Origin of the sequence: Planococcus rifietoensis (assembly GCF_001465795.2) — a bacterium.
GTDB lineage: Bacteria > Bacillota > Bacilli > Bacillales_A > Planococcaceae > Planococcus > Planococcus rifietoensis.
The window spans coordinates 3,153,322-3,173,872 of sequence record NZ_CP013659.2 but is presented as its reverse complement, the minus strand read 5'-3'; the positions used below and the strand labels follow the sequence as shown (position 1 = coordinate 3,173,872).

At 50.2% G+C, this 20,551-nt stretch carries 18 protein-coding genes; 17 read left to right on the top strand and 1 reads right to left on the bottom strand.

Annotated elements, in window-relative coordinates; all coding sequences use genetic code 11:
* Window positions 1-126 precede the first annotated feature (126 nt).
* Window positions 127-678: a DUF3267 domain-containing protein gene (locus tag AUC31_RS15730; protein WP_058382279.1), complete on the bottom strand. Its 552-nt coding sequence runs from the start codon at window positions 676-678 to the stop codon at window positions 127-129.
* Window positions 679-843: 165 nt separating this feature from the next.
* Between AUC31_RS15730 and rpsF the strand changes: the two genes are divergently transcribed.
* From rpsF to AUC31_RS15650, 17 genes are all read left to right on the top strand, one after another.
* Window positions 844-1,131: a 30S ribosomal protein S6 gene (gene rpsF, locus AUC31_RS15725; protein WP_058382280.1), complete on the top strand. Its 288-nt coding sequence runs from the start codon at window positions 844-846 to the stop codon at window positions 1,129-1,131.
* A gap of 51 nt (window positions 1,132-1,182) precedes the next feature.
* Window positions 1,183-1,677, top strand: a complete 495-nt coding sequence (gene ssb / locus AUC31_RS15720; protein ID WP_058382281.1) for a single-stranded DNA-binding protein — start codon at window positions 1,183-1,185, stop codon at window positions 1,675-1,677.
* Window positions 1,678-1,730: 53 nt separating this feature from the next.
* Window positions 1,731-1,967: a 30S ribosomal protein S18 gene (gene rpsR, locus AUC31_RS15715; RefSeq protein ID WP_058382282.1), complete on the top strand. Its 237-nt coding sequence runs from the start codon at window positions 1,731-1,733 to the stop codon at window positions 1,965-1,967.
* A 109-nt stretch (window positions 1,968-2,076) separates the two neighbouring features.
* On the top strand, window positions 2,077-2,331 hold the full coding sequence (locus tag AUC31_RS15710; RefSeq protein WP_058382283.1) for a hypothetical protein: 255 nt from the start codon (window positions 2,077-2,079) through the stop codon (window positions 2,329-2,331).
* Between the two features lie 1,835 nt (window positions 2,332-4,166).
* Window positions 4,167-5,120 (top strand): YybS family protein, encoded by a 954-nt coding sequence (locus AUC31_RS15705; RefSeq protein WP_058383741.1) that lies wholly within the window; start codon window positions 4,167-4,169, stop codon window positions 5,118-5,120.
* 14 nt (window positions 5,121-5,134) lie between these two features.
* On the top strand, window positions 5,135-7,111 hold the full coding sequence (locus AUC31_RS15700) for a DHH family phosphoesterase (RefSeq protein WP_058382284.1): 1,977 nt from the start codon (window positions 5,135-5,137) through the stop codon (window positions 7,109-7,111).
* On the top strand, window positions 7,108-7,557 hold the full coding sequence (gene rplI / locus AUC31_RS15695) for a 50S ribosomal protein L9 (protein WP_058382285.1): 450 nt from the start codon (window positions 7,108-7,110) through the stop codon (window positions 7,555-7,557). Before AUC31_RS15700 ends, rplI begins: the two co-directional genes overlap by 4 nt.
* Before the next feature lie 11 nt (window positions 7,558-7,568).
* Window positions 7,569-8,924, top strand: coding sequence for a replicative DNA helicase (dnaB, locus tag AUC31_RS15690; protein ID WP_058382286.1), 1,356 nt, complete (start codon window positions 7,569-7,571; stop codon window positions 8,922-8,924).
* Window positions 8,925-9,068: 144 nt separating this feature from the next.
* Window positions 9,069-10,355 carry an adenylosuccinate synthase gene (locus AUC31_RS15685; protein ID WP_058382287.1) on the top strand — a complete coding sequence of 429 codons (1,287 nt, stop codon included), beginning with the start codon at window positions 9,069-9,071 and terminating at the stop codon, window positions 10,353-10,355.
* 356 nt (window positions 10,356-10,711) lie between these two features.
* Window positions 10,712-11,998, top strand: a complete 1,287-nt coding sequence (locus AUC31_RS15680) for a M23 family metallopeptidase (RefSeq protein ID WP_058382288.1) — start codon at window positions 10,712-10,714, stop codon at window positions 11,996-11,998.
* Between the two features lie 1,027 nt (window positions 11,999-13,025).
* The gene (gene yycF, locus AUC31_RS15675; protein WP_058382289.1) at window positions 13,026-13,733 is read left to right on the top strand and encodes a response regulator YycF; all 708 of its coding nucleotides are present in this window, start codon (window positions 13,026-13,028) and stop codon (window positions 13,731-13,733) included.
* Window positions 13,734-13,738: 5 nt separating this feature from the next.
* Entirely contained in the window at window positions 13,739-15,565 is a 1,827-nt protein-coding gene (walK, locus tag AUC31_RS15670; RefSeq protein ID WP_058382290.1) for a cell wall metabolism sensor histidine kinase WalK, read from the top strand.
* Window positions 15,562-15,801, top strand: a complete 240-nt coding sequence (gene yycH / locus AUC31_RS17975) for a two-component system activity regulator YycH (RefSeq protein ID WP_250636866.1) — start codon at window positions 15,562-15,564, stop codon at window positions 15,799-15,801. The genes walK and yycH overlap by 4 nt, the downstream gene beginning before the upstream one ends.
* Before the next feature lie 4 nt (window positions 15,802-15,805).
* Window positions 15,806-16,891 (top strand): YycH family regulatory protein, encoded by a 1,086-nt coding sequence (locus AUC31_RS15665; protein ID WP_250636865.1) that lies wholly within the window; start codon window positions 15,806-15,808, stop codon window positions 16,889-16,891.
* Window positions 16,878-17,681 (top strand): two-component system regulatory protein YycI, encoded by an 804-nt coding sequence (locus AUC31_RS15660; RefSeq protein WP_058382291.1) that lies wholly within the window; start codon window positions 16,878-16,880, stop codon window positions 17,679-17,681. Before AUC31_RS15665 ends, AUC31_RS15660 begins: the two co-directional genes overlap by 14 nt.
* Window positions 17,682-17,694: 13 nt before the next feature.
* On the top strand, window positions 17,695-18,483 hold the full coding sequence (locus AUC31_RS15655) for an MBL fold metallo-hydrolase (protein ID WP_058382292.1): 789 nt from the start codon (window positions 17,695-17,697) through the stop codon (window positions 18,481-18,483).
* 601 nt (window positions 18,484-19,084) lie between these two features.
* On the top strand, window positions 19,085-20,287 hold the full coding sequence (locus AUC31_RS15650; protein ID WP_058382293.1) for a S1C family serine protease: 1,203 nt from the start codon (window positions 19,085-19,087) through the stop codon (window positions 20,285-20,287).
* Window positions 20,288-20,551 lie beyond the last annotated feature (264 nt).

The window sequence follows — 20,551 nt, the reverse complement described above, 5'->3', positions numbered from 1 at the left end:
TCCAAATACTTAGATAGGTCATTGATTTTTGAGTGTCGAAAAGATGCCGTCATTTTGATTCATAACTAAATTAATACACTTCTTTAACACTGCTGTGTCTTTTTTTATTTGCACGAATCCTGCCGTTTATTCATCAAGTGGCGGATAGCTGGAATAGACGTGGAGGCGGGGGAGTTTTGGATCATCCAGTATCCACGCTTCGTTCGGTTCTTTGCGCAATTCACGGTACATGAGGAAGTCGCCGAACGCGCCGGCAGTCAGCATGGCGCCGAGCAGGACGAGCACTTGATCGCCGATCCAAAAGCCGATGACGGTCGGCAGCACAGCGGTCATCCAAAACGGAAGCAATAAGACAGCCCGCGTGGCCCGATTTTTCACAGGCCGGTCGCTGGTCGCATAAGCGATGCCCAATTTTAAATTGAGGCCGTATTGAAGCGACGAAATTGACACTTTGCCGAAGACGACAAAGCCGATCAAATGGAATAGTTCGTGCAGTACGATCAATAGTGCGTAGCCGCCGAAGAAATAAAGAATGCCGAACAGCGAAAAGCCGAAAGATAGCGGCTCGCGGAACAGCTGATAGGCGAGCGCAAAGGCGACGACGAGCACGATATTGAACCATAGCGCTTTTGGTGCAATTTCTTCCAGATTCAAATCGATGACTTTATGCGGTTCCATTGGCAACACATCCCGAATTTTGATGCTCCCAGTATAGCCTAAATTACAGCTTGCCGGAAGCCTCAGCGTATGCTACAATATATTGATGTGAGTAATATTTATGATTGCTTGCTCCTTGCCCGCTGGAAACAGCAGGGCCCAAGTCCATAAGGAGGTGACAATACGATGAGAGAATATGAAGTAATGTACATTGTACGCCCGAACATTGAAGAGGACGCTAAGAAAGCGCTAGTTGAGCGTTTCAGCGAAATCCTAACTTCAAACGGTGCGGAAATCATCGAGTCGAAAGAATGGGGTAAACGCCGTTTGGCTTATGAAATCAATGATTTCAAAGAAGGTTTCTACCAGATCGTGAAAGCGAACGCTGGAACTGAAGCTATCAACGAGTTTACACGTCTTGCGAACATCAATGAAGACATTATCCGCCACATCGCTGTACGCCTAGACGTATAAGATAAGCGGAATACAGATAATACACGACTTGAAAAAGGAGGTTGAATTCTGATGATCAACCGGGTTGTATTGGTCGGAAGACTGACAAAAGATCCTGATCTTCGTTACACGCCAAGCGGAGCGGCGGTGGCTCGTTTTACACTTGCTGTAAACCGGACATTCTCCAATGCGCAAGGTGAACGCGAAGCAGATTTTATCAATTGTACCGTTTGGCGCAAGCAGGCTGAAAACACAGCGAATTTCCTCAAAAAAGGAAGTCTCGCCGGTGTCGAAGGCCGCATTCAGACTGGCAGCTACGAGGGTCAAGATGGCAAGCGCGTTTATACGACGGAAGTGGTGGCGGACAGCGTTCAATTCCTTGAACCGAAAAGCGCCAACTCCGGATCTGGGGATCGTTCAAACGATCGCTCGTATGGACAGCAGCCGTCTTATCAACAGAACCAACCGTCTAGTCCAAGTCAGCAAAACAATACTCGTGTAGATGACGATCCGTTTTCAAGCGGAAGCGGGAAGATCGAAGTTTCGGACGACGATCTGCCGTTCTAAACCAGGCGCCCATCAGCGAATAGAAAATCTGAAAATGAGGGAGGTAATTCGATATGGCACCACGTCGCGGAGGCAAGAAGCGTAAAAAGGTTTGTTATTTCACTTCAAACAACATTACACGCATCGACTACAAAGACACTGATTTGCTTAAGAAATTCATTTCTGAGCGAGGCAAAATTTTGCCACGTCGTGTTACGGGCACAAGCGCTAAATGGCAACGTCGTTTGACAATTGCAGTTAAACGCGCTCGTATCATGGCACTTCTACCGTTCGTAGCGGAAGAAAAATAAGATTGTCCAAAGAGGCCGGGAAACCGGCCTCTTTTTTATATGCTTTGGGAAGTTGACTGTATTGGAAAAGTTAAGATTACATCGTAAAGATTGTAACTGGAGGGAGGGAATGGAGAAAGAAGTGATTGGAAAAGCTTCCGCTTTTCGACTTCGTTTCAGGGGGCTGCTTGCCGTGGGGCGGGTGTTGAGCCAACGTGCCGCAAAGTGCGCGCCACGTTTGTCTCGCCAGCCCGCACGGTCCCACAGGCGTCAGCCCCCTTTCACTCCGTCTCCAGTTTTAGAGGGGAAGGAATTTTTTTCTGTTCACTCGACAGAAAATGTGGAAATGCTTCCTGTTTTTCAGCTGAAGTCATCTTTGATTTAGAGAGGCTAGTTAGTTCTAATCCACCAACGTGCCAGACACTGCATCCAGGGAAGCGATTTCCCCACTAGCCGGCAACTCGTACAGAAGCAAATCTACTTAAACGCCCCCCATTCAATGAAATCTTCAAGCCGCCCAGCGCAAAGGGGTGAGCCGAAGCAGTAAGACAAGTGTCCTTCTTGGCTTACTGCCAGAGGCCAACCCAAAGCAGGGTGGCGAATAATAAGATGAAATATGAATAGCATGCTGAAGCACTTCAACACCTAAACTCTCACTATCTACTTCAACCTTATCCCGGGAGGCGATTCTCTGCTAGCCGGCAACTAAATAAAGAGGCAAATCTACTTAAACACACTTCAATCAATGAAATCACCAAGCCGCCCAGCGCCAAGGGTGAGCCGATGCCGTAAGACAGGCGTTCTTCCTGGCTTATGGCAGGAGGTCAACCCAAAGCAGGGCGGCGAATAACAAGATGAAAATATGAATAGCATGTTGAAGCACTTCAACACCTAAACTCTCACTATCTACTTCAACCTTATCCCGGGAGGCGATTCTCTGCTAGCCGGCAACTAAATAAAGAGGCAAATCTACTTAAACACACTTCAATCAATGAAATCACCAAGCCGCCCAGCGCCAAGGGTGAGCCGATGCCGTAAGACAGGCGTTCTTCCTGGCTTATGGCAAGAGGTCAACCCAAAGCAGGGCGGCGAATAATAAGATGAAATATGAATAGCATGCTGAAGCACTTCAACACCTAAACTCTCACTATCTACTTCAAACTTATCCCGGGAAGCGATTTCCCCACTAGCCGGCAACTCGTACAGAAGCAAATCTACTTAAACGCCCCCCATTCAATGAAATCTTCAAGCCGCCCAGCGCAAAGGGGTGAGCCGAAGCAGTAAGACAAGTGTCCTTCTTGGCTTACTGCCAGAGGCCGACCCAAAGCAGAGCGGCGAATAGTAAGATAAAATATGAACAGCATGCTGAAGCACTTCAACACCTAAACTCTCATTAGCTGCTCCAAACTTATCCCGGGAAGCGATTCTCCCACTAGCCGGCAACTTTTACAGAAGTAGCTCAGATTAACCTCGCCCCAAATCAATGAAATCACTAAGTCCCCGAGCGCCAAGGGTGAGCCGATGCCGAAGATAAAAAGTTTATTCAAGCATCACCTCAAACACCTTGCTCCCACATCTGCTACGCAGATGCGTCGCCAATGAAATGACTCAACTTCCTTTCGCTAGTTCATTGGCTTATGGCAAGAGGCCAACCCAAAGCAGGGCGGCGAATAATAAGCTAAAGCACAAGTAGAATACTGAAATGCTTCGACACGCAAACTCTCACTTTCTTCTTCAACCTTGTCCCGGGAAGCGATTCCCCCACTAGCCGGCAACCACCTACAGAAGCAGATCTATTTAAACGCACCCTCATCAATGAAATCTTCAAGCCGCCCAGCGTAAAGGGGTGAGCCGAAGCAGTAAGACAAGTGTTCTTCTTGGCTTACTGCCAGAGGCCAACCCAAAGCCGGGCGGTGAAGCGTAAGATGAAGCACAAATAGAATGCTGAAACACTTCAACACGTAAACTCTCACTATTTTCTTCAAGCATATCCAGGAAGCGATTCCCACATTTTAATTTCCATCTACTATTTCCATCCTCTGTCGAATCAGCGATAATGATTTTCTATAGACGGCTATTGCCAGAGGGCAGGAACTTTTTTCTTCTCGAAACGGGTCGATAGATGTACAGTGAGGCAACCTCCCTTTTTTGTTCGGGAGATTGAATCATGGTACAATTATACGGATGAAATAAACCCGAAAGAAGATGAAAAACGCAGATATGCCTAACCAAAAGACACGTCAGTTGACGAATGGAGCCATGATGACGGCGCTGTTTGCCGTCCTATTGGCTATTTCTGTATATGTACCGGTGCTGAGTTTGATCAGTACCTTGTTTTTGGCATTGCCGATTGCTTGGTATAGCGCCAAGTATCCGGTGAAGGCGTCGGCGCTGGTCGCAGTGGTCGGGGTCGTGTTAAGCTTTCTGATCGGCGGATTGCTGTCTTTGCCTTTGGCATTGATCCACATTCCGCTGGGGCTCATGATTGGGCTGTCGATCCATTATAAAAAAAGCAAATTGTTCATGTTTATGGGTTCAAGTATCGTGCTATTGGTGTCATTGATGGTGCAGTACGTGGCAGCTATCGCCTTTTTAGGGATTAATTTCCTGGAAGAATTCATGGCGACGATGCGCAGTTCGTATGAACAGGCCGGTACGTGGCTGGAGCGGCTTGGGTCGGAATCGACGCAGGAATATGAGGAGCTTGTGGCGCAGTTCATGCTGACCTTCGAGACCTTGTTGCCGACGCTATTGATTTTGTCGGTATTTACGACGGTGTGGATCTTGTTGTTGATCCTGTTGCCGATTTTGAAACGGCTTGGCATCGAAGTGCCGAAATTCCCGCCGTTCCGCGAGATGCGCTTGCCGAAAAGCGTACTGTGGTATTATTTGATCGTCATTTTGGTGTCCTTGCTGTCGGATTTCGAGCAGGGGACCATGGCTTATTTGATTTTCGTCAATGCCTCGATGCTGTTGCAGTTCCTGCTGTTCTTGCAGGGGGTATCGTTCTATCATTTCTATATCCACCAAGAGGGCTGGCCCCGCTGGGTGGTGGTCGTTGTGACGGTTCTTGCATTTCCTTTGCAGTCGTTTACGAGCATCATCGGAATTTTGGATCTTGGCTTCGATGTCCGGGGCTGGATCAAGCGGGCGCACGAGTCTAAAGGAAAGTAAGGAGCTGAAGAGAAATGTCGGCTTTTTTCAGGAAACGTAATCTAAGATACCCATTGCTGGCATTGCTGGCTCTTGGAATGGCCGCTGTCATCCTCATCTCCCTTTGGTCTGAATGGGGCGCGGGCATTTTCGCCATCCTTTACGGGGCGGCGATCACCTCGGCGTGGGTACTGGAGAAGCGCAACTATGAAGAAACCGAAAAGCATATCGAAACGCTGTCTTACCGAATGAAAAAAGTCGGTGAGGAAGCATTGCTCGAGATGCCGATCGGGATTCTGCTGGTCAATGAAAACCAGCAGATCGAATGGGCCAATCCCTATATCACCTCGGCGCTCGATTACGAGACGCTGATCGGTGAATCGGTTTATAGCTTAACGGAAGAATTTAACCAATTGGTCAAATCTGCCGAATCGAATGAAATGGTCATGTCACTCGGCGGCCGTAAATACCGCGTCTACTACCGTGCAGATGACCGTTTGTTCTATTTGTTCGATATTACCGAGCAAGTAGAGATTGAAACTTTGTATCATGCGGACCGGACCGTCATCGGCATCCTGTTCATCGATAACTACGATGAATTGTCACAAGGGATGGACGATCAGGTACGCAGTAATTTAAATAGCCTGGTGACGTCCTTGATCAATCGATGGGGGACCGATAACGGCATTTTTGTGAAACGGATTTCATCGGACCGCTTTATGGCAGTGTTCAATGAATCCATCTTGAAGCAATTGGAAGAAACCAAGTTTACAGTGCTCGATGACATCCGTGAAGTGACAGCGAAAGACAATATGGCGCTGACACTGAGCATCGGGGTCGGGGCGGGTTCCGCTTCCTTGATCGAACTGGGCGCCATGGCGCAGTCGGGGCTCGATTTGGTGCTTGGGCGCGGCGGCGACCAAGTGGCGATCAAGCATCCGAGCGGCAAGGTCAAGTTCTACGGGGGCAAAACCAATCCGGTCGAAAAACGCACGAGGGTGCGTGCACGCGTCATTTCGCACGCGCTGCGTGACTTGATTCAAGAAAGCGACCAAGTCTTTGTCATGGGCCATAAAATGCCCGATATGGATTCGATCGGCGCAGCGGTCGGCGTTGCCAAAATGGCGGAAATGAACCGCGTCAAAGGCCGCATCGTCATCGATTTCGACGAATACGACCGCAGCGTCATGCGCTTGATGGAAGAAATCGAGAGCGATCCGGATTTGTTCGAGCGTTTCATTACCCCGGAAGAGGCATTATCGGAAATGACCGAACATTCCTTGCTGGTCGTGGTCGATACGCACAAACCGTCGATGGTCATCGATGAACGCCTGCTTCAGCGCATGGAGCGCGTCGTCTTGATCGATCATCACAGAAGAGGCGAGGAATTCATCACCAATACGATGCTCGTCTATATGGAGCCGTACGCATCGTCTACGGCGGAGCTCGTGACCGAATTGATCGAATACCAGCCGAAACACGAAAAATTGACGATGCTCGAAGCGACAGCGATGCTCGCCGGGATCATCGTCGACACGAAAAGCTTTACGCTGCGCACCGGCGCCCGGACCTTTGAAGCGGCATCGTACTTGCGCTCGAACGGTGCCGATACGGTACTTGTGCAGCGATTATTGAAAGAAGACCTGGAGACGTACATCGAGCGGGCGAAAATCGTCCAGAGCGTGGAATTTGTCGGCGACGGCATTGCCATCGCAAAAGGCGAGCCTGGGCGCATCTACAGCCCTGTGCTGATCGCCCAGACGGCAGATATCCTGCTGACGATGAAAGACGTCAACGCGTCGTTTGTCATCGCAGAACGCACAGAAGGCGGCGTGGGCATCAGCGCCCGTTCGCTCGGCGAAGTCAATGTACAGGTCGTGATGGAAAATCTCGGCGGCGGCGGCCATTTAACGAATGCGGCCACGCAAATGCCGGATGCTAGCCTTGAAGAAGCGGTCGGGCAATTAAAGACCGTATTAACCGAAAACGATAGAGGGGGATCTGAAGAATGAAAGTGATTTTCTTGAAAGACGTAAAAAATGTAGGTAAAAAAGGTGATATCAAAAACGTGGCGGACGGCTACGCGAACAACTTCCTGTTGAAAAACAACTTGGCCGTAGAAGCGGACCAGGCGGCGATGAGCAAACTTGCCGGACAGCAGAAAAAGCAGGAAAAGGAAGTCGAGCAGGAATTGAACGAAGCGAAAGAGCTGAAAGAAAAACTTGAAGCTTTAACGATTGAACTGACAGCGAAATCCGGTGATGACGGGCGCTTGTTCGGCTCGATCACGACCAAGCAAATAGCGAAAGAACTTGAAAAGACCCATGGCCATAAAATCGACAAGCGCAAAATGGAGCTCGACGACGCCATCCGCACGCTTGGCTATACGAATGTGCCGGTGAAATTGCATCACGATGTAACCGCGACATTGCGTGTGCACGTTACTGAAGAAGCGTAAGGGGAATAGATATGAACGAATCGATCGACCGCGTCCCGCCGCATAACCAGGAAGCCGAGCAATCCGTCATCGGGGCCATTTTCCTGGAGCCACAGGCACTTGTTTCCGTAGCGGAAATTGTCATGCCGGAGGATTTCTACCGCGTCGCCCATCAGAAGATTTTCCAGACGATGATCGATTTGACGGACCGCGGCAAAGCGGTGGACTTGGTCACGGTGACAGAAGAGCTATCGGTCAAGAAAGAGCTGGAAGATGTCGGCGGCTTATCGTATTTGACCGAGATCGCCAATGCGGTGCCGACAGCCGCAAACGTTGGGCATTACGCCCATATCGTGGAAGAGAAAGCCTTATTGCGCCGCCTCATCCGAGTGGCCACCACGATCGTCGAAGACGGCTTTACGCGCGAAGACGAAGTGGAGGCGTTGCTTGCCGAAGCGGAGAAGAAAATGATGGAAGTGTCGAGCCGCAAAAACGCTGGCGACTTTATCCACATTAAAGATGTCTTGGTGAAAACTTACGACAATATCGAGCTATTGCATACGCGTAAAGGTGATGTCACCGGCATCCCGACCGGTTTCCGCGATTTGGACAAAGTGACAGCGGGCTTTCAGCGCAACGATCTGATCATCGTTGCTGCCCGCCCGTCCGTCGGTAAGACAGCCTTCGCACTTAACGTCGCGCAAAACGTCGCGACGAAAACCGAAGAGAATGTCGCGATCTTCAGTTTGGAGATGGGGGCAGAGCAGCTCGTCATGCGGATGCTCTGCGCAGAAGGCAATATCGATGCTCAAGTCATGCGGACCGGTGCGCTCCAGAATGAAGACTGGCGCAAGCTGACGATGGCGATGGGCAGTTTATCCAATGCTGGCATTTTCATCGACGACACGCCGGGTATCCGCGTCAACGATATCCGCGCGAAATGCCGCCGTTTGAAACAGGAATACGGCCTTGGCATGATCATGATCGATTATTTGCAGCTCATTCAAGGACCCGGCAAGGCCGGCGAAAACCGCCAGCAGGAAGTATCCGATATTTCCCGTTCATTGAAAGGCCTGGCGCGTGAACTCGAAGTCCCGGTCATCGCCTTGTCGCAGCTGTCCCGTGGGGTTGAGCAGCGGCAAGACAAACGGCCGATGATGTCCGATTTACGTGAATCCGGATCGATTGAGCAAGATGCCGATATCGTATCGTTTTTATACCGTGAAGATTATTACGACAAAGAAACCGAAGACCAGAACATGATTGAAATCATCATCGCCAAGCAGCGGAACGGCCCGACCGGCACCGTCAAGCTGGCGTTTGTGAAGGAATACAATAAGTTCGTCACCATCGATTGGGCTGACCAAGAAGGCGGCGGCGATTTCTAAAGCATCTATTAAACACGAACATTAAATGCGCACATGCATTTCGATGTTCGTGTTTTCTTTGATTTCATATTGACGCCAAGGCGCTCTATTGATACAATAAAGACTGTTTGAAACAGGGCGACAAGCCTAACGGAGGTGCGGACGATGACATCAGTCGTAGTAGTAGGAACGCAATGGGGAGACGAAGGAAAAGGGAAAATCACGGATTTTCTGTCGGAACACGCAGAAGTAATCGCGCGTTACCAAGGCGGGAACAATGCTGGCCACACAATCATTTTCGGCGGCGAAACGTATAAATTGCATTTGATTCCATCGGGGATTTTTTATAAAGATAAAACATCAGTTATCGGCAACGGCATGGTTGTCGACCCGAAAGCGCTTGTGCAAGAGCTGAAAGGCCTTCACGACCGCGGAGTGACAACGGAGAACTTGCGCATCTCAAACCGCGCGCACATCATTTTGCCTTACCACATCAAGCAAGACGAAGTGGAAGAAACGCGCCGCGGTGCGAACAAGATCGGCACGACCGGCAAAGGCATCGGGCCTGCGTACATGGACAAAGCAGCGCGCGTCGGCATCCGCATGGCGGACCTGCTGGACCACGTTGTGTTCGAAGAGAAATTGCGCATGAACTTGAAAGAGAAAAACCGCATGTTCGAGAAATTCTATGAAACAGAAGGCTTCACAGTCGAAGAGATCATGGAAGAGTATTATCAATACGGACAGGAAATCGCGAAATACGTGACCGATACATCGAAAGTGCTGAACGATGCATTTGATGCCGGCCGCCGCGTGTTGTTTGAAGGCGCACAAGGCGTCATGCTCGATATCGACCAAGGCACTTACCCGTTCGTCACGTCATCCAACCCAGTAGCGGGCGGCGTCACAATCGGCGCAGGAGTGGGCCCAACGAATATTTCACACGTCATCGGCGTCTGCAAAGCCTACACATCCCGTGTCGGCGACGGCCCATTCCCGACAGAATTGTTCGATGAAGTGGGCGACCAGATCCGCACAGTCGGCAAAGAGTACGGCACGACAACAGGACGCCCGCGCCGCATCGGCTGGTTCGACAGCGTCGTCGTGCGCCACGCACGCCGTGTCAGTGGATTGACGGATTTGACCGTCAACTCGATCGACGTCTTGACGGGCCTCGATACAGTGAAAATCTGTACAGCTTACCGTTACCAAGGCGAGTTGATCACAGAATACCCAGCGAACTTGCGCATGCTCGCAGACTGCGAACCAGTCTACGAAGAAATGCCAGGCTGGTCTGAAGACGTGACATCGTGCAAATCATTGGATGAATTGCCGGACAACGCGCGCCATTATTTGGAGCGCATCTCTCAATTGACCGGTGTCCAGATCTCGATTTTCTCTGTCGGACCGGACCGCAACCAAACAAACATCGTCAAAAGCGTTTGGCGTTAATCGAATCCCTACAAGCCACTGCCTCTTTTTTCAAGAGGGCAGTGGTTTTTTTGCGTTTGCTACAAATTCGCCATAAATAAAAAAGCCGTCTCATGCGCTTATATGATGTTTATGACAATAAGGTCACAGAAACTGGATGCGAAATGGAAAAAAAGGGCGGAAATCATAAGTTTTTTGCCTCTATTTGCAGAATTAAAGAAAATCATGACAATAACTGGATAATACTGTCTGTTTCATAACGCTTCTGTAACAATGAGTTTATCGGGTGAGCTTGCGAAAACGGATGTGGTAGAGTGGGGAAGTTAAAAAAACGGAAGACCCCTCTACGGGAGTACGAAAGGAGCCAGACCCGCAACATGAACGCGAAACACCAGAACGAAGACAAGTTGAAACTGCGCAAATGGAAAATCGGAACCGCCCTCGTTTTAGCTGCCAGTGCATTCGGCGCCAACACGATTTTTGCCGAACCGAATGAGCCGCAAAACCTGGAGCCGGTTTATCATATATATCACAACACCAGCTACCTCGGAGCCGTCTCGGACGATGCGCCAATCGACGAATTGATTGATGAAAAACTGGAAACGGCCTCAAGCGACTACGACAATCTGCGCCTCGCGCCGAGTGAAGAACTGAACATTGTCACCGAACAAGCTGTGGCATCGAGCTCGAAAGACGATGACACGGTCATCAGCCAGCTGGACGAGCAATTAAAGGTCAAGGCGGAAGCATTCGCCCTGCAAGTCGACGGTGAAGCGGCGGTCTATGTAAAAGACCGGAAAGCTTATGAAGAGACCGTCCAGCTCATGAAACAAAGCGCCTTAACGGAAGAAGAGCTCGAGCAATTCGAAGAGCAGCAAGACGCAGCGGAACTGCCCGAGCTAAAAGCGGGCGAGTCGCGCATCACCGATATTTCCTTTTCGGAACCGATCAACGGCTTGTCGAAGCAAATTGACCCGAAACAGGTGATGGAGCCGAAACAAGCTGCAGAACACGTAACAGATGAGCTCGGCGTGGACGTGCTCGTCAATAAAGCCGAAAAAGCTTTGAAGAAAATGCCATACGAAACGGTCGAAAAAGACAGCAAAGATGTCTATATCGGCGAAACGGAAGTCGGCCAAAAAGGCAAGCGCGGCGAAAAAGCGGTGAGCTACGCTGTACGCGAAGTCAACGGCGAACGCGTCGGCCGTTCCGAAACACGCGAGAAAATCCTGAAAGAGCCGGTCGACAAAATCGTCCTTGAAGGCGAGAAAGAATTGCCGGGCATCGGCACAGGCGAATTCACGTGGCCGGCAGATGGCGGCTACGTCTCAAGCAAGAAAGGCCAGCGCTGGGGCCGTGCCCATAAAGGCATCGACATCGCGCAGCCTGATACGCTTGATATCGTCTCTGCAGACCATGGGACGGTGACAAAAGCAGGTAAAGCTGGCACATTCGGCAACCGCGTCGTCGTCGACCATAAGAACGGCTATGAGACGATCTATGCGCACCTGTCGTCGATTGACGTCAAGGTGGGAGACAAAGTATCCCCGCACACGAAACTCGGCGATATGGGGACGACAGGGCGCTCTACGGGCATCCACCTGCATTTCGAGCTTTCCTATGATGGCCAGGACCGCGACCCGTTGGATTATGTGAAGAAATAAACTAATAAGAAGCTGCCAGCGTGCTGGGAGCTTTTTTTATGTATTTCAATATAGATAGATTGTGGGATAGTGCATCTGGAGTGTTGTAGAACATTCGATCAAGTGAGTAAAATAGCTTGCGCTATTAGACTGCGTTCCAGGGGCACGCTTGCCGGGGGGCGGGTGTTGAGCCAATGTGCCAAAGAGCGCGGCACAATTGTCTCGCCAGCCCGCTCGGTCCCCCAGGCGTCGGCCCCTTCCACTCCGTCTCAAGTTTTAGAGGGGAAGAAAACTTCTTCTGTCCAATCGATAGGAAGTGTGGAAATACATCATATTTTGCAGTTCATATCATTTGGATCGAAGAGAGTATGATTTTCAGTTCAAACACTTATTTGTCAGATGCCGCATCTCGGGAAGTGATTCCCCCACTAGCCGGCAACTAGTTATAGAAGCAGATCCACCTGAACGCACTCGACTCAACGAAATCTTCAAGTCGCACAGCGTAAAGGGGCGAGCCGAAGCCGTAAGACAGGTGTTCTTTCTGGCTTATGGCAAGAGGCCAACCCAAAGCAGAGCGGCGAATAATAAGAGGAAGAAAAAGTAGAATGCAGAAATAGGTCAACACGCAAACTCCCGCTATCTTCTCATATTCCCTGGGAAGCGATTCCCCCGCTAGCCGGCAACTCGTACAGAAGCATATCTATTTAAACGCACCTGAATCAACGAAATCTCTCAGCCGCACAGCGTAAAGGGGTGAGCCGAAGCCGTAAGCCAAGTGTTCTTCTTGGCTTATGGCAAGAGGCCAACCCCAAGCAGGGCGGCGAAGACCAATAAGATGCTTAATTAGCACAAAGAAATACGTCTACACAAAATCCCTCGCTATCATCGCCAGGCGTTTACGCCTCTAGAACCCGTAAGCCGCTGAGCCCCGCTGTGACCATCCAAAGGTGCGAAATGCTTGAAATAATGATAAAGTAAAGGATAGCAAAGAATGTCAAAACGGCTGTGTACAGGTGGAACAAATGGGAATCAGAGGGGGAGAAGATAGATGAATAAAACAATATTAGTTGTGGATGATGAGAAGCCCATTGCGGATATTTTGCAATTTAATTTGAAAAAAGAAGGCTTTAATGTGGTCGTGGCTTATGACGGCGACGAGGCGATCAAAGTGGCGGAAGAGATTCAGCCGGACTTGATGCTGCTCGACATCATGCTGCCAAACCGCGACGGCATGGAAGTGTGCCGGGAAGTGCGCAAGAAATTCGATTTTCCGATCATTATGCTGACGGCGAAGGACTCAGAGATCGACAAAGTGCTGGGGCTTGAGCTCGGAGCGGATGATTACGTGACGAAGCCATTCTCGACGCGTGAATTGATTGCGCGTGTCAAAGCGAATCTGCGGCGCCAGAATGTTGTGCCGGCAGAAGAGGAAGGCGTAGGCTCGAATGATATTCAGGTCGGGTCGTTGACGATTCAGCCGGATGCGTATTTGGTGTTGAAGCGCGAAGAGACGATCGAATTGACGCACCGGGAGTTTGAGCTTTTGCATTATTTAGCGAAACATATCGGGCAAGTCATGACGCGTGAGCATTTGCTGCAAACGGTATGGGGCTATGATTATTTCGGCGATGTGCGGACAGTGGACGTCACGATTCGCCGCTTGCGTGAAAAAATTGAAGACAATCCGAGTCACCCAGCGTGGATCGTGACGCGTCGCGGCGTCGGCTACTACCTGCGGAACCCTGAACAGGAGTAGGCTGAATGCTGAAAACCAGTTTTTTTAAGTCGATCCATGTGAAATTTGTATTGATCTATATTTTGCTGATCTTGTTGGCGATGCAGATCATCGGCCTTTATTTTTCCGAGCAGCTCGAACAAACGCTGCGCGGAAACTTCGAGGATTCGATTGTAGACCGCATGGAAATCATCGAGTTCAGCGTCCGCGAAGAGATGATCCGCAACCGGACAGACGAGGACCTGACAGTCGAGCAGAGCCTTCGGTCGGTCCTTTCTAATTTTAATTCGCAGGATATCATTGAAATCCGCGTCGTCGATAATCGTTACCGGATTTTGGCAACGTCCTTGGGCGAGAACCAGTCGCTCGTCGGCCAGCGTTCGACAGATGACCAAATCCGTCGCTCCATCGTCGGGGAGACGCTGCTCACGCAAACATATATAGACAGAACCCTAGAAGAGCGGGTATGGGTCCGAACCTTGCCAATCACGGCGGTCGGGGGCGAGATGCTTGGCACACTGTATGTGAAAGCGGAAGTCGAGAATGTCTATGATCAAATGGACACCATCAACTCCATTTTGGCCGGCGGTACCGCCATTGCTTTGGTCATCACGGCTGTGCTTGGCGTATTGGTCGCCCAGACGATTTCGCGGCCGATTGCTGATATGCGCAGGCAAGCGCAGGCGATGGCAAAAGGCAATTTCTCACGCAAAGTCCGCGTTTACAGTGAAGATGAAATCGGCCAGCTTGCCCGGGCGTTCAACCACTTAACAAATCGGCTGCAGGAATCCCAGCAGTCAACGGAAAGTGAGCGGCGTAAACTCGCCTCGGTGCTTGCCAATATGACGGATGGCGTTCTTTCGACAGACCGCAGAGGGCGCATCATCTTGATCAATGAACCGGCTTTGCAATTATTGAATGTTTCACGTGAAACAGTCATCAACCGGCCTGTCACGACGGTTCTTGGCTTGGATGAATCCTATACATTCGAAGATTTAATCGATATGCGCGATGCGATTACGCTTGATATCAGTTCACAAGATCAAGCGACGCTTCTGCGCACGACTTTCTCGGTCATCCAAAAAGAGACCGGTTTTGTCAACGGCTTGATCGCCGTCCTGCACGATAATACCGAGCAGGAGAAGATTGATATGGAACGCCGTGAGTTTGTGGCGAACGTATCGCATGAACTACGGACACCGCTCACGACGATGCGCAGCTATTTGGAGGCGCTCGCTGACGGTGCTTGGCAAGATCCGGATCTCGCGCCGAATTTCCTCAATGTCACGCAGACCGAGACCGAGCGGATGATCCGCCTCGTCAACGATTTGCTGAAATTGTCGAAGATGGATTCGAGCGAAGCGGATTTAAGCCGCGAAATGGTCGAGTTCGGTGTGTTTTTCAACCGCATCATCGACCGCTTTGAAATGTCGAAATCCCAAAATGTATCGTTCGAGCGGAAAGTACCGAAATCGCAGTACTTCGTGGAAATCGATACCGATAAATTGACGCAAGTCATTGATAACATCATTTCCAATGCCTTGAAGTATTCTCCGGAAGGCGGCAAAGTTCGCTTTTCTGTCCGCGAGAAAGAAGGCGAATTGCTCGTTTCAATCAGCGATGAAGGAATGGGCATCCCGAAAGAAAATGTCGAGCGCATTTTCGACCGCTTCTACCGCGTCGACCGAGCGCGTTCGCGTGCCATGGGCGGAACGGGGCTTGGCCTTGCGATTTCAAAGGAAATGATCAATGCCCACGGCGGTAGGATTTGGGCGCAAAGCCGTTACGGCAAAGGGACCTCGATTTATTTCACCTTGCCATATGAAATTGATGATGGAGGTGAATGGGATTGAAATACTTGGAGCATGTAAAATCCGTTGCCTTGTTTATTTTGATTTTTCTAAGCCTGGCACTGACTTTCACTATTTGGACATTCACCCCAAAGCTTGAGGAGCTCGAAACGCCCACGCAAGTGGATGATGTCTCAATCGGCGACAAGCGCAGCGCAGAGGAAGTCGTGAGGCCCGTGAAAGTGTTGTATCACCACGAAAACGAAGTGACCGGCACTTTCTCACAAACCGAAAATTGAAACGATGTTGGACACGATCCAGCAATGGGAGATTTCCGACGTCCAGCTATTTGAAGAAGAAGCGGGGACCGAAGTACTCAAGCAGTATTTACAAGAACCGGGGCGCACCGTGCTGTATTATCCAGGGGCTGTGCCGTTTCCTGTGTTTGACATCATCATGGACATTTCCGATAATAATTTGCCGGAATCGACCTTTAACAGGGTCGTAGTCGAATGGGGCACAGAGGAAAATCCCGATTCTGTCATTTACTTTATCAACACCGGATCCGGCCGGGTTTACGAAGCACAAGTATCGGACGCTGAGTTGATTGAGTTCCGCGGCGACTATGTGCAGCCATCAGAAGAGTACGACCGCTACGTCACGGATCCTGACATCGGCACATTGCCGGTCTATGTGCCGGAAGGCCCGATAGAGAAGACAGCTTTTAATTATTTGCTGGGCGAAACTCCAGCATCTACATTTGCAGATGCCATCATGGACAGCCCGAGCTCACAGTTTGCAGGGGACCTGCAGAGTGAGGAATTCACCGATGAGTCAGGGGCCATCATGCGCGAATTGGACGGCCAGAAAAGCATCAATTATGTACAGCCGAAAGCCGAAACCTCCGACCCGGCGATCCCGTCCGACCTGGTGTTCAACTCGATTAGTTTCGTCAATGAACACGGCGGCTGGACCGACCAATATGTGTATTTTGGCATGAAATCGGTCAACCAGCAGATCAGTTATCAATTGTTTTTTGATGGCTTGCCGGTCTTTAGCAATACGATGGCCGTGAGTCTAGACGTCGAATGGGGCATCAGTGACGGCATCGAGCAGGCATTCCGTTATAGCCGTCCGACTTATTTCCGCGATTCAGTCGCTGAAACCCGTGACGTCGAAATGACGTCAGGCGAAGTCGTTCTGAAAGCTTTGTCGCGCCTTGATACAGATCTATCGACGATTGAAGCAGTGACGATTGGCTATGAGCTGACACGCAGTGAAGACGGTCAATTGATTATGTTCCAACCGGCTTGGTATTATAAAGCAAATGGCAACTGGACACGGCTATCTGACGAATCAGTAGGAGGCGTGAAGCTTGGATTGGAGTAAAACAAAGACCATTTTCATCGTTGTTTTTTCGATTCTCAATGTTTTCTTGTATTCACTGTATATCGACCGTTATACGGAAGCCGAACAGATCCAACCACTTCCGGAATCGTCTATCGATGAGAAGCTCCACGGAGACAATATCACCTATTCGGCATTGCCGGATTCATCTGAAGACAAGCCCTATGTGCGCGGCGAATCAAAATCGTTCACTGAAAACGAAGTGGACATTGACGGGATCGTCAATGTTTTAGATGAACGGCTGCTGCAAATCACTTACGATAAGCCAGTCGATCTAGAAGGCGATAAAGAAGACGCACTGCAGGCATTCATTGAAGAGGAAGTTCCGGAAAGCTCAGAATACACCTTATGGAAAATCGATGAAGACCAGAACCACGCGGTATTTTTCCAGCAGATCACAGACGTCCCGCTATTCTATAGCACGGGCGGCCAGTTGACGGTGTTCTGGAATGAAAACGATGCCGTGATTGGCTTCGAGCAAACTTTATTTAACAATATTATCGAAAATGAAGAGCAAAAGAGATTGATCAAACCGCTAGAAGCGATCCATACGCTCTATCAAAAGAGTCTGCTTCAGACCAATAGCCGCATCACGGAAGTCGAACTTGGCTATTCGACGCATGTGCAAGTGTCAGAAAACCGGCAGATGTTCGTTCCGACCTGGCGCGTCCGTGTGAAGGATTCTGAAGGTGTCGAAACAGATCATTTCGTCAATGCCATCAAAGACGGTGTCATTGAATTGAATAAAAAGAACGAGGAAACAGCAGAGTAAGGAGATTTTAACTATGCGCTTCAGTGTATTGGCCAGCGGTTCGACTGGCAATGCCATTTATATAGAAAACGACGAGCATGCGTTTTTAGTGGACGCAGGGCTTAGCGGCAAGAAATTGGAGTCGTTATTCGCCTCCATCGGCCGCGATATGGGCAAGCTAGACGGCATTCTTGTCACCCATGAGCATAGCGATCATATTAAAGGGCTCGGCATCGCCGCCCGCCGGCATAAAGTGCCGATTTACGCCAACGCCAAAACGTGGACGGCGATGGACGGGCTGGTCGGCGAGATTCCGGTCGACCAGCGTTTCCATTTCGATATGGAGACGACGAAATCGTTTGGCGGCCTCGACATCGAATCGTTCGGCGTGTCGCATGATGCGGCGGACCCGATGTTCTATGTATTCCATGAACATGGGCGCAAACTTGCGCTGATCACCGATACGGGCTATGTCAGCGATCGCATGAAAGGCATCATCGGCGCATCCGATGCTTATGTGTTTGAGAGCAACCACGACATCGGAATGTTGCAGATGGGGCGCTACCCATGGTCGGTCAAACGACGCATCCTGAGCGACGTCGGGCACGTGTCGAATGAAGATGCGGCGGTGGCGATGTCGGAAGTGCTCGCGGAGAAGCCGACGCGCATCTACTTGTCGCATTTGAGCAAAGACAATAACATGAAAGACCTCGCGCGCATGAGCGTCGAGCAGACATTGCAGACAAAAGGCATCATCGTCGGCGATTACGTCGATTTGTTTGATACCTCGCCGACCGAAGCGACGCCTTTGGTTGTGGTGTGAATAGATAGGAGAGACTGTCCCAGAAGCCTTAGATGCGGCCTGTGGGGCAGTCTTTTTTGTTTTTAGAGCCGCTGATGCTCACTGCGGCGGACGCTTTCCGCGGGCACGGCTTCAGCCGCTTCCCTCGCTGCGCTCAGTCCAGGGTCTTCAGCTCGCGCTGTTCCCGCAGGAGTCGCCGCCTCCATTCTCATCAGCTAGAGTGAGGGGAAAAATACTATAGACTAGTTCTATAAGCTTGCTTAAAAAGATCTTTATGCCGAAAAAGCATAGTGATTGGGGAAAAGTTGCTGAAGCGCATCGGGTAACTCTACGTTGCTCCCGCATTTCCCAATCAGATACGTCGCAAATAAATGGACTTAGCGTGACTTCGTCCGTTTATTCGCCGCTTCGATCTACATCAGCTCGTGTGGGATGAATATAGAAGTCGAAGTAATAGTTGTGGGAAGCATCATCTTACTGCCCTACGACCAATCATCCAGTTTAAAAGTGTACAAAGTAAGTTGAATGACAACCTTCTAGCCTGCTCATACAGGGAGGATTGCTTGCATTTTGGCGGGTACATCTTATGATAAAAAGAGAGGCATAAGAGAGGATGGAGGCTATGGGTTATTACAATCAAACGCCGAATGGCAGGCAGCCGAAGCCGAGCCGTGCGGGCAGTTTCTTTGCGGGGATATTCGGCGTACTGGTCGGAGCGTTATTAATGTGGCTGTTGTTTTCGCAAGCACCGGGCTTATTGCCAGGCACCGAATCAACAAATTCCGGCACCCAGATCCAGCAGCAAAACCGTGAGCAGCAAGGCGCGTCGCTTGATATCACGACTGACGTGACGAAAGCAGTCGACGAGGCGTCGGATGCGGTAGTCGGCGTGTCGAATCTCCAGACAGGCGGGGATTTCTTCTCGCAAAGCCAGGAACAGGCAGTCGGCACGGGCTCTGGCGTCATTTATAAAAGTGAAGGCGATACCGCGTATGTTGTAACGAACCATCACGTCGTTGACGGCGCGAGCGGCATCGAAGTGACGTTGGCCGATGGGACGAAAGTCGACGCACAAGTGGTCGGCAGCGATATTTGGACCGATCTCGCTGTTCTTGAAATGAGCAACGAGAAAGTGCAGGGTGTTGTGGAGCTGGGTGATTCGGATGCATTGAAGCGCGGCGAAGCGGTCATCGCGATCGGCAATCCGCTTGGTCTTGAATTCTCAGGTTCTGTGACGAGCGGCGTCGTGTCAGGCACTGACCGGGCAGTGCCGGTCGACCTGGACGGCGACGGCACAGAAGACTGGCAAGCGGAAGTCTTGCAGACAGATGCAGCGATCAACCCCGGAAACAGCGGCGGTGCGCTCGTCAATTTGGCAGGGCAATTGATTGGCATCAACTCCATGAAAATCGCCACTTCTCAAGTCGAGGGAATCGGCTTCTCGATTCCGATCAATTCGGCGCTGCCGGTCATCAATCAACTCGAAGCAACGGGTGAAATGGTGCGTCCGGCAATGGGCATCACGCTGATTGATTTGGCGCAAGTGCCGAGCACATACCGTGACGATACATTGAATTTGACGGAAGACGTCACGGCAGGTGTCGTCGTCAGCTCGGTTGTCCCGTCTTCTGCGGCGGATGAAGCGGGCATGCGCCAATACGATGTCATCGTCGAGCTGGATGGTGAAGAAATTGGCGATATTATCGAGTTGCGCCAGCATCTTTACAACGAAAAACAAATTGGGGATATGCTGCAGGTAAAAGCATACCGAAACGGAGAATTGCTCGAATTCGAGCTTGAACTCACTGACAATTCCACACAGTAATACCTGAACAGTTCCAATTGGTGTTTTATGCACCAATTGGAACTGTTTTTTTCATTTCCGAAAATGAAAGGAAGAAACAAAAATCAGCTGAATATTATACACTTCGGAGCTCGAATTTTTAGCTGAAAAAGGGCAATTGTTCGGGAAAATGGCATGTGGATAACTTTTTTGTTAAAAATCGATTGTTAACAATCCACAGGCGGCAAAAGCTTCGCTATCCGTAGTGTTTTATATCTGTTAAAATGGATTGTGGATAAAAGGGAA

Excerpts from the sequence above, each read along its gene's own strand:
- AUC31_RS15650 (WP_058382293.1), top strand. The coding sequence starts at position 19,085 with ATGGGTTATTACAATCAAACGCCGAATGGCAGGCAGCCGAAGCCGAGC.
- yycF (WP_058382289.1), top strand. The coding sequence starts at position 13,026 with ATGAATAAAACAATATTAGTTGTGGATGATGAGAAGCCCATTGCGGAT.
- rpsF (WP_058382280.1), top strand. The coding sequence starts at position 844 with ATGAGAGAATATGAAGTAATGTACATTGTACGCCCGAACATTGAAGAG.
- dnaB (WP_058382286.1), top strand. The coding sequence starts at position 7,569 with ATGAACGAATCGATCGACCGCGTCCCGCCGCATAACCAGGAAGCCGAG.
- AUC31_RS15655 (WP_058382292.1), top strand. The coding sequence starts at position 17,695 with ATGCGCTTCAGTGTATTGGCCAGCGGTTCGACTGGCAATGCCATTTAT.
- walK (WP_058382290.1), top strand. The coding sequence starts at position 13,739 with ATGCTGAAAACCAGTTTTTTTAAGTCGATCCATGTGAAATTTGTATTG.
- AUC31_RS15730 (WP_058382279.1), bottom strand. The coding sequence starts at position 678 with ATGGAACCGCATAAAGTCATCGATTTGAATCTGGAAGAAATTGCACCA.
- AUC31_RS15665 (WP_250636865.1), top strand. The coding sequence starts at position 15,806 with ATGTTGGACACGATCCAGCAATGGGAGATTTCCGACGTCCAGCTATTT.
- AUC31_RS15700 (WP_058382284.1), top strand. The coding sequence starts at position 5,135 with ATGTCGGCTTTTTTCAGGAAACGTAATCTAAGATACCCATTGCTGGCA.
- rpsR (WP_058382282.1), top strand. The coding sequence starts at position 1,731 with ATGGCACCACGTCGCGGAGGCAAGAAGCGTAAAAAGGTTTGTTATTTC.
- AUC31_RS15680 (WP_058382288.1), top strand. The coding sequence starts at position 10,712 with ATGAACGCGAAACACCAGAACGAAGACAAGTTGAAACTGCGCAAATGG.
- AUC31_RS15710 (WP_058382283.1), top strand. The coding sequence starts at position 2,077 with ATGGAGAAAGAAGTGATTGGAAAAGCTTCCGCTTTTCGACTTCGTTTC.
- ssb (WP_058382281.1), top strand. The coding sequence starts at position 1,183 with ATGATCAACCGGGTTGTATTGGTCGGAAGACTGACAAAAGATCCTGAT.
- AUC31_RS15705 (WP_058383741.1), top strand. The coding sequence starts at position 4,167 with ATGCCTAACCAAAAGACACGTCAGTTGACGAATGGAGCCATGATGACG.
- AUC31_RS15685 (WP_058382287.1), top strand. The coding sequence starts at position 9,069 with ATGACATCAGTCGTAGTAGTAGGAACGCAATGGGGAGACGAAGGAAAA.
- rplI (WP_058382285.1), top strand. The coding sequence starts at position 7,108 with ATGAAAGTGATTTTCTTGAAAGACGTAAAAAATGTAGGTAAAAAAGGT.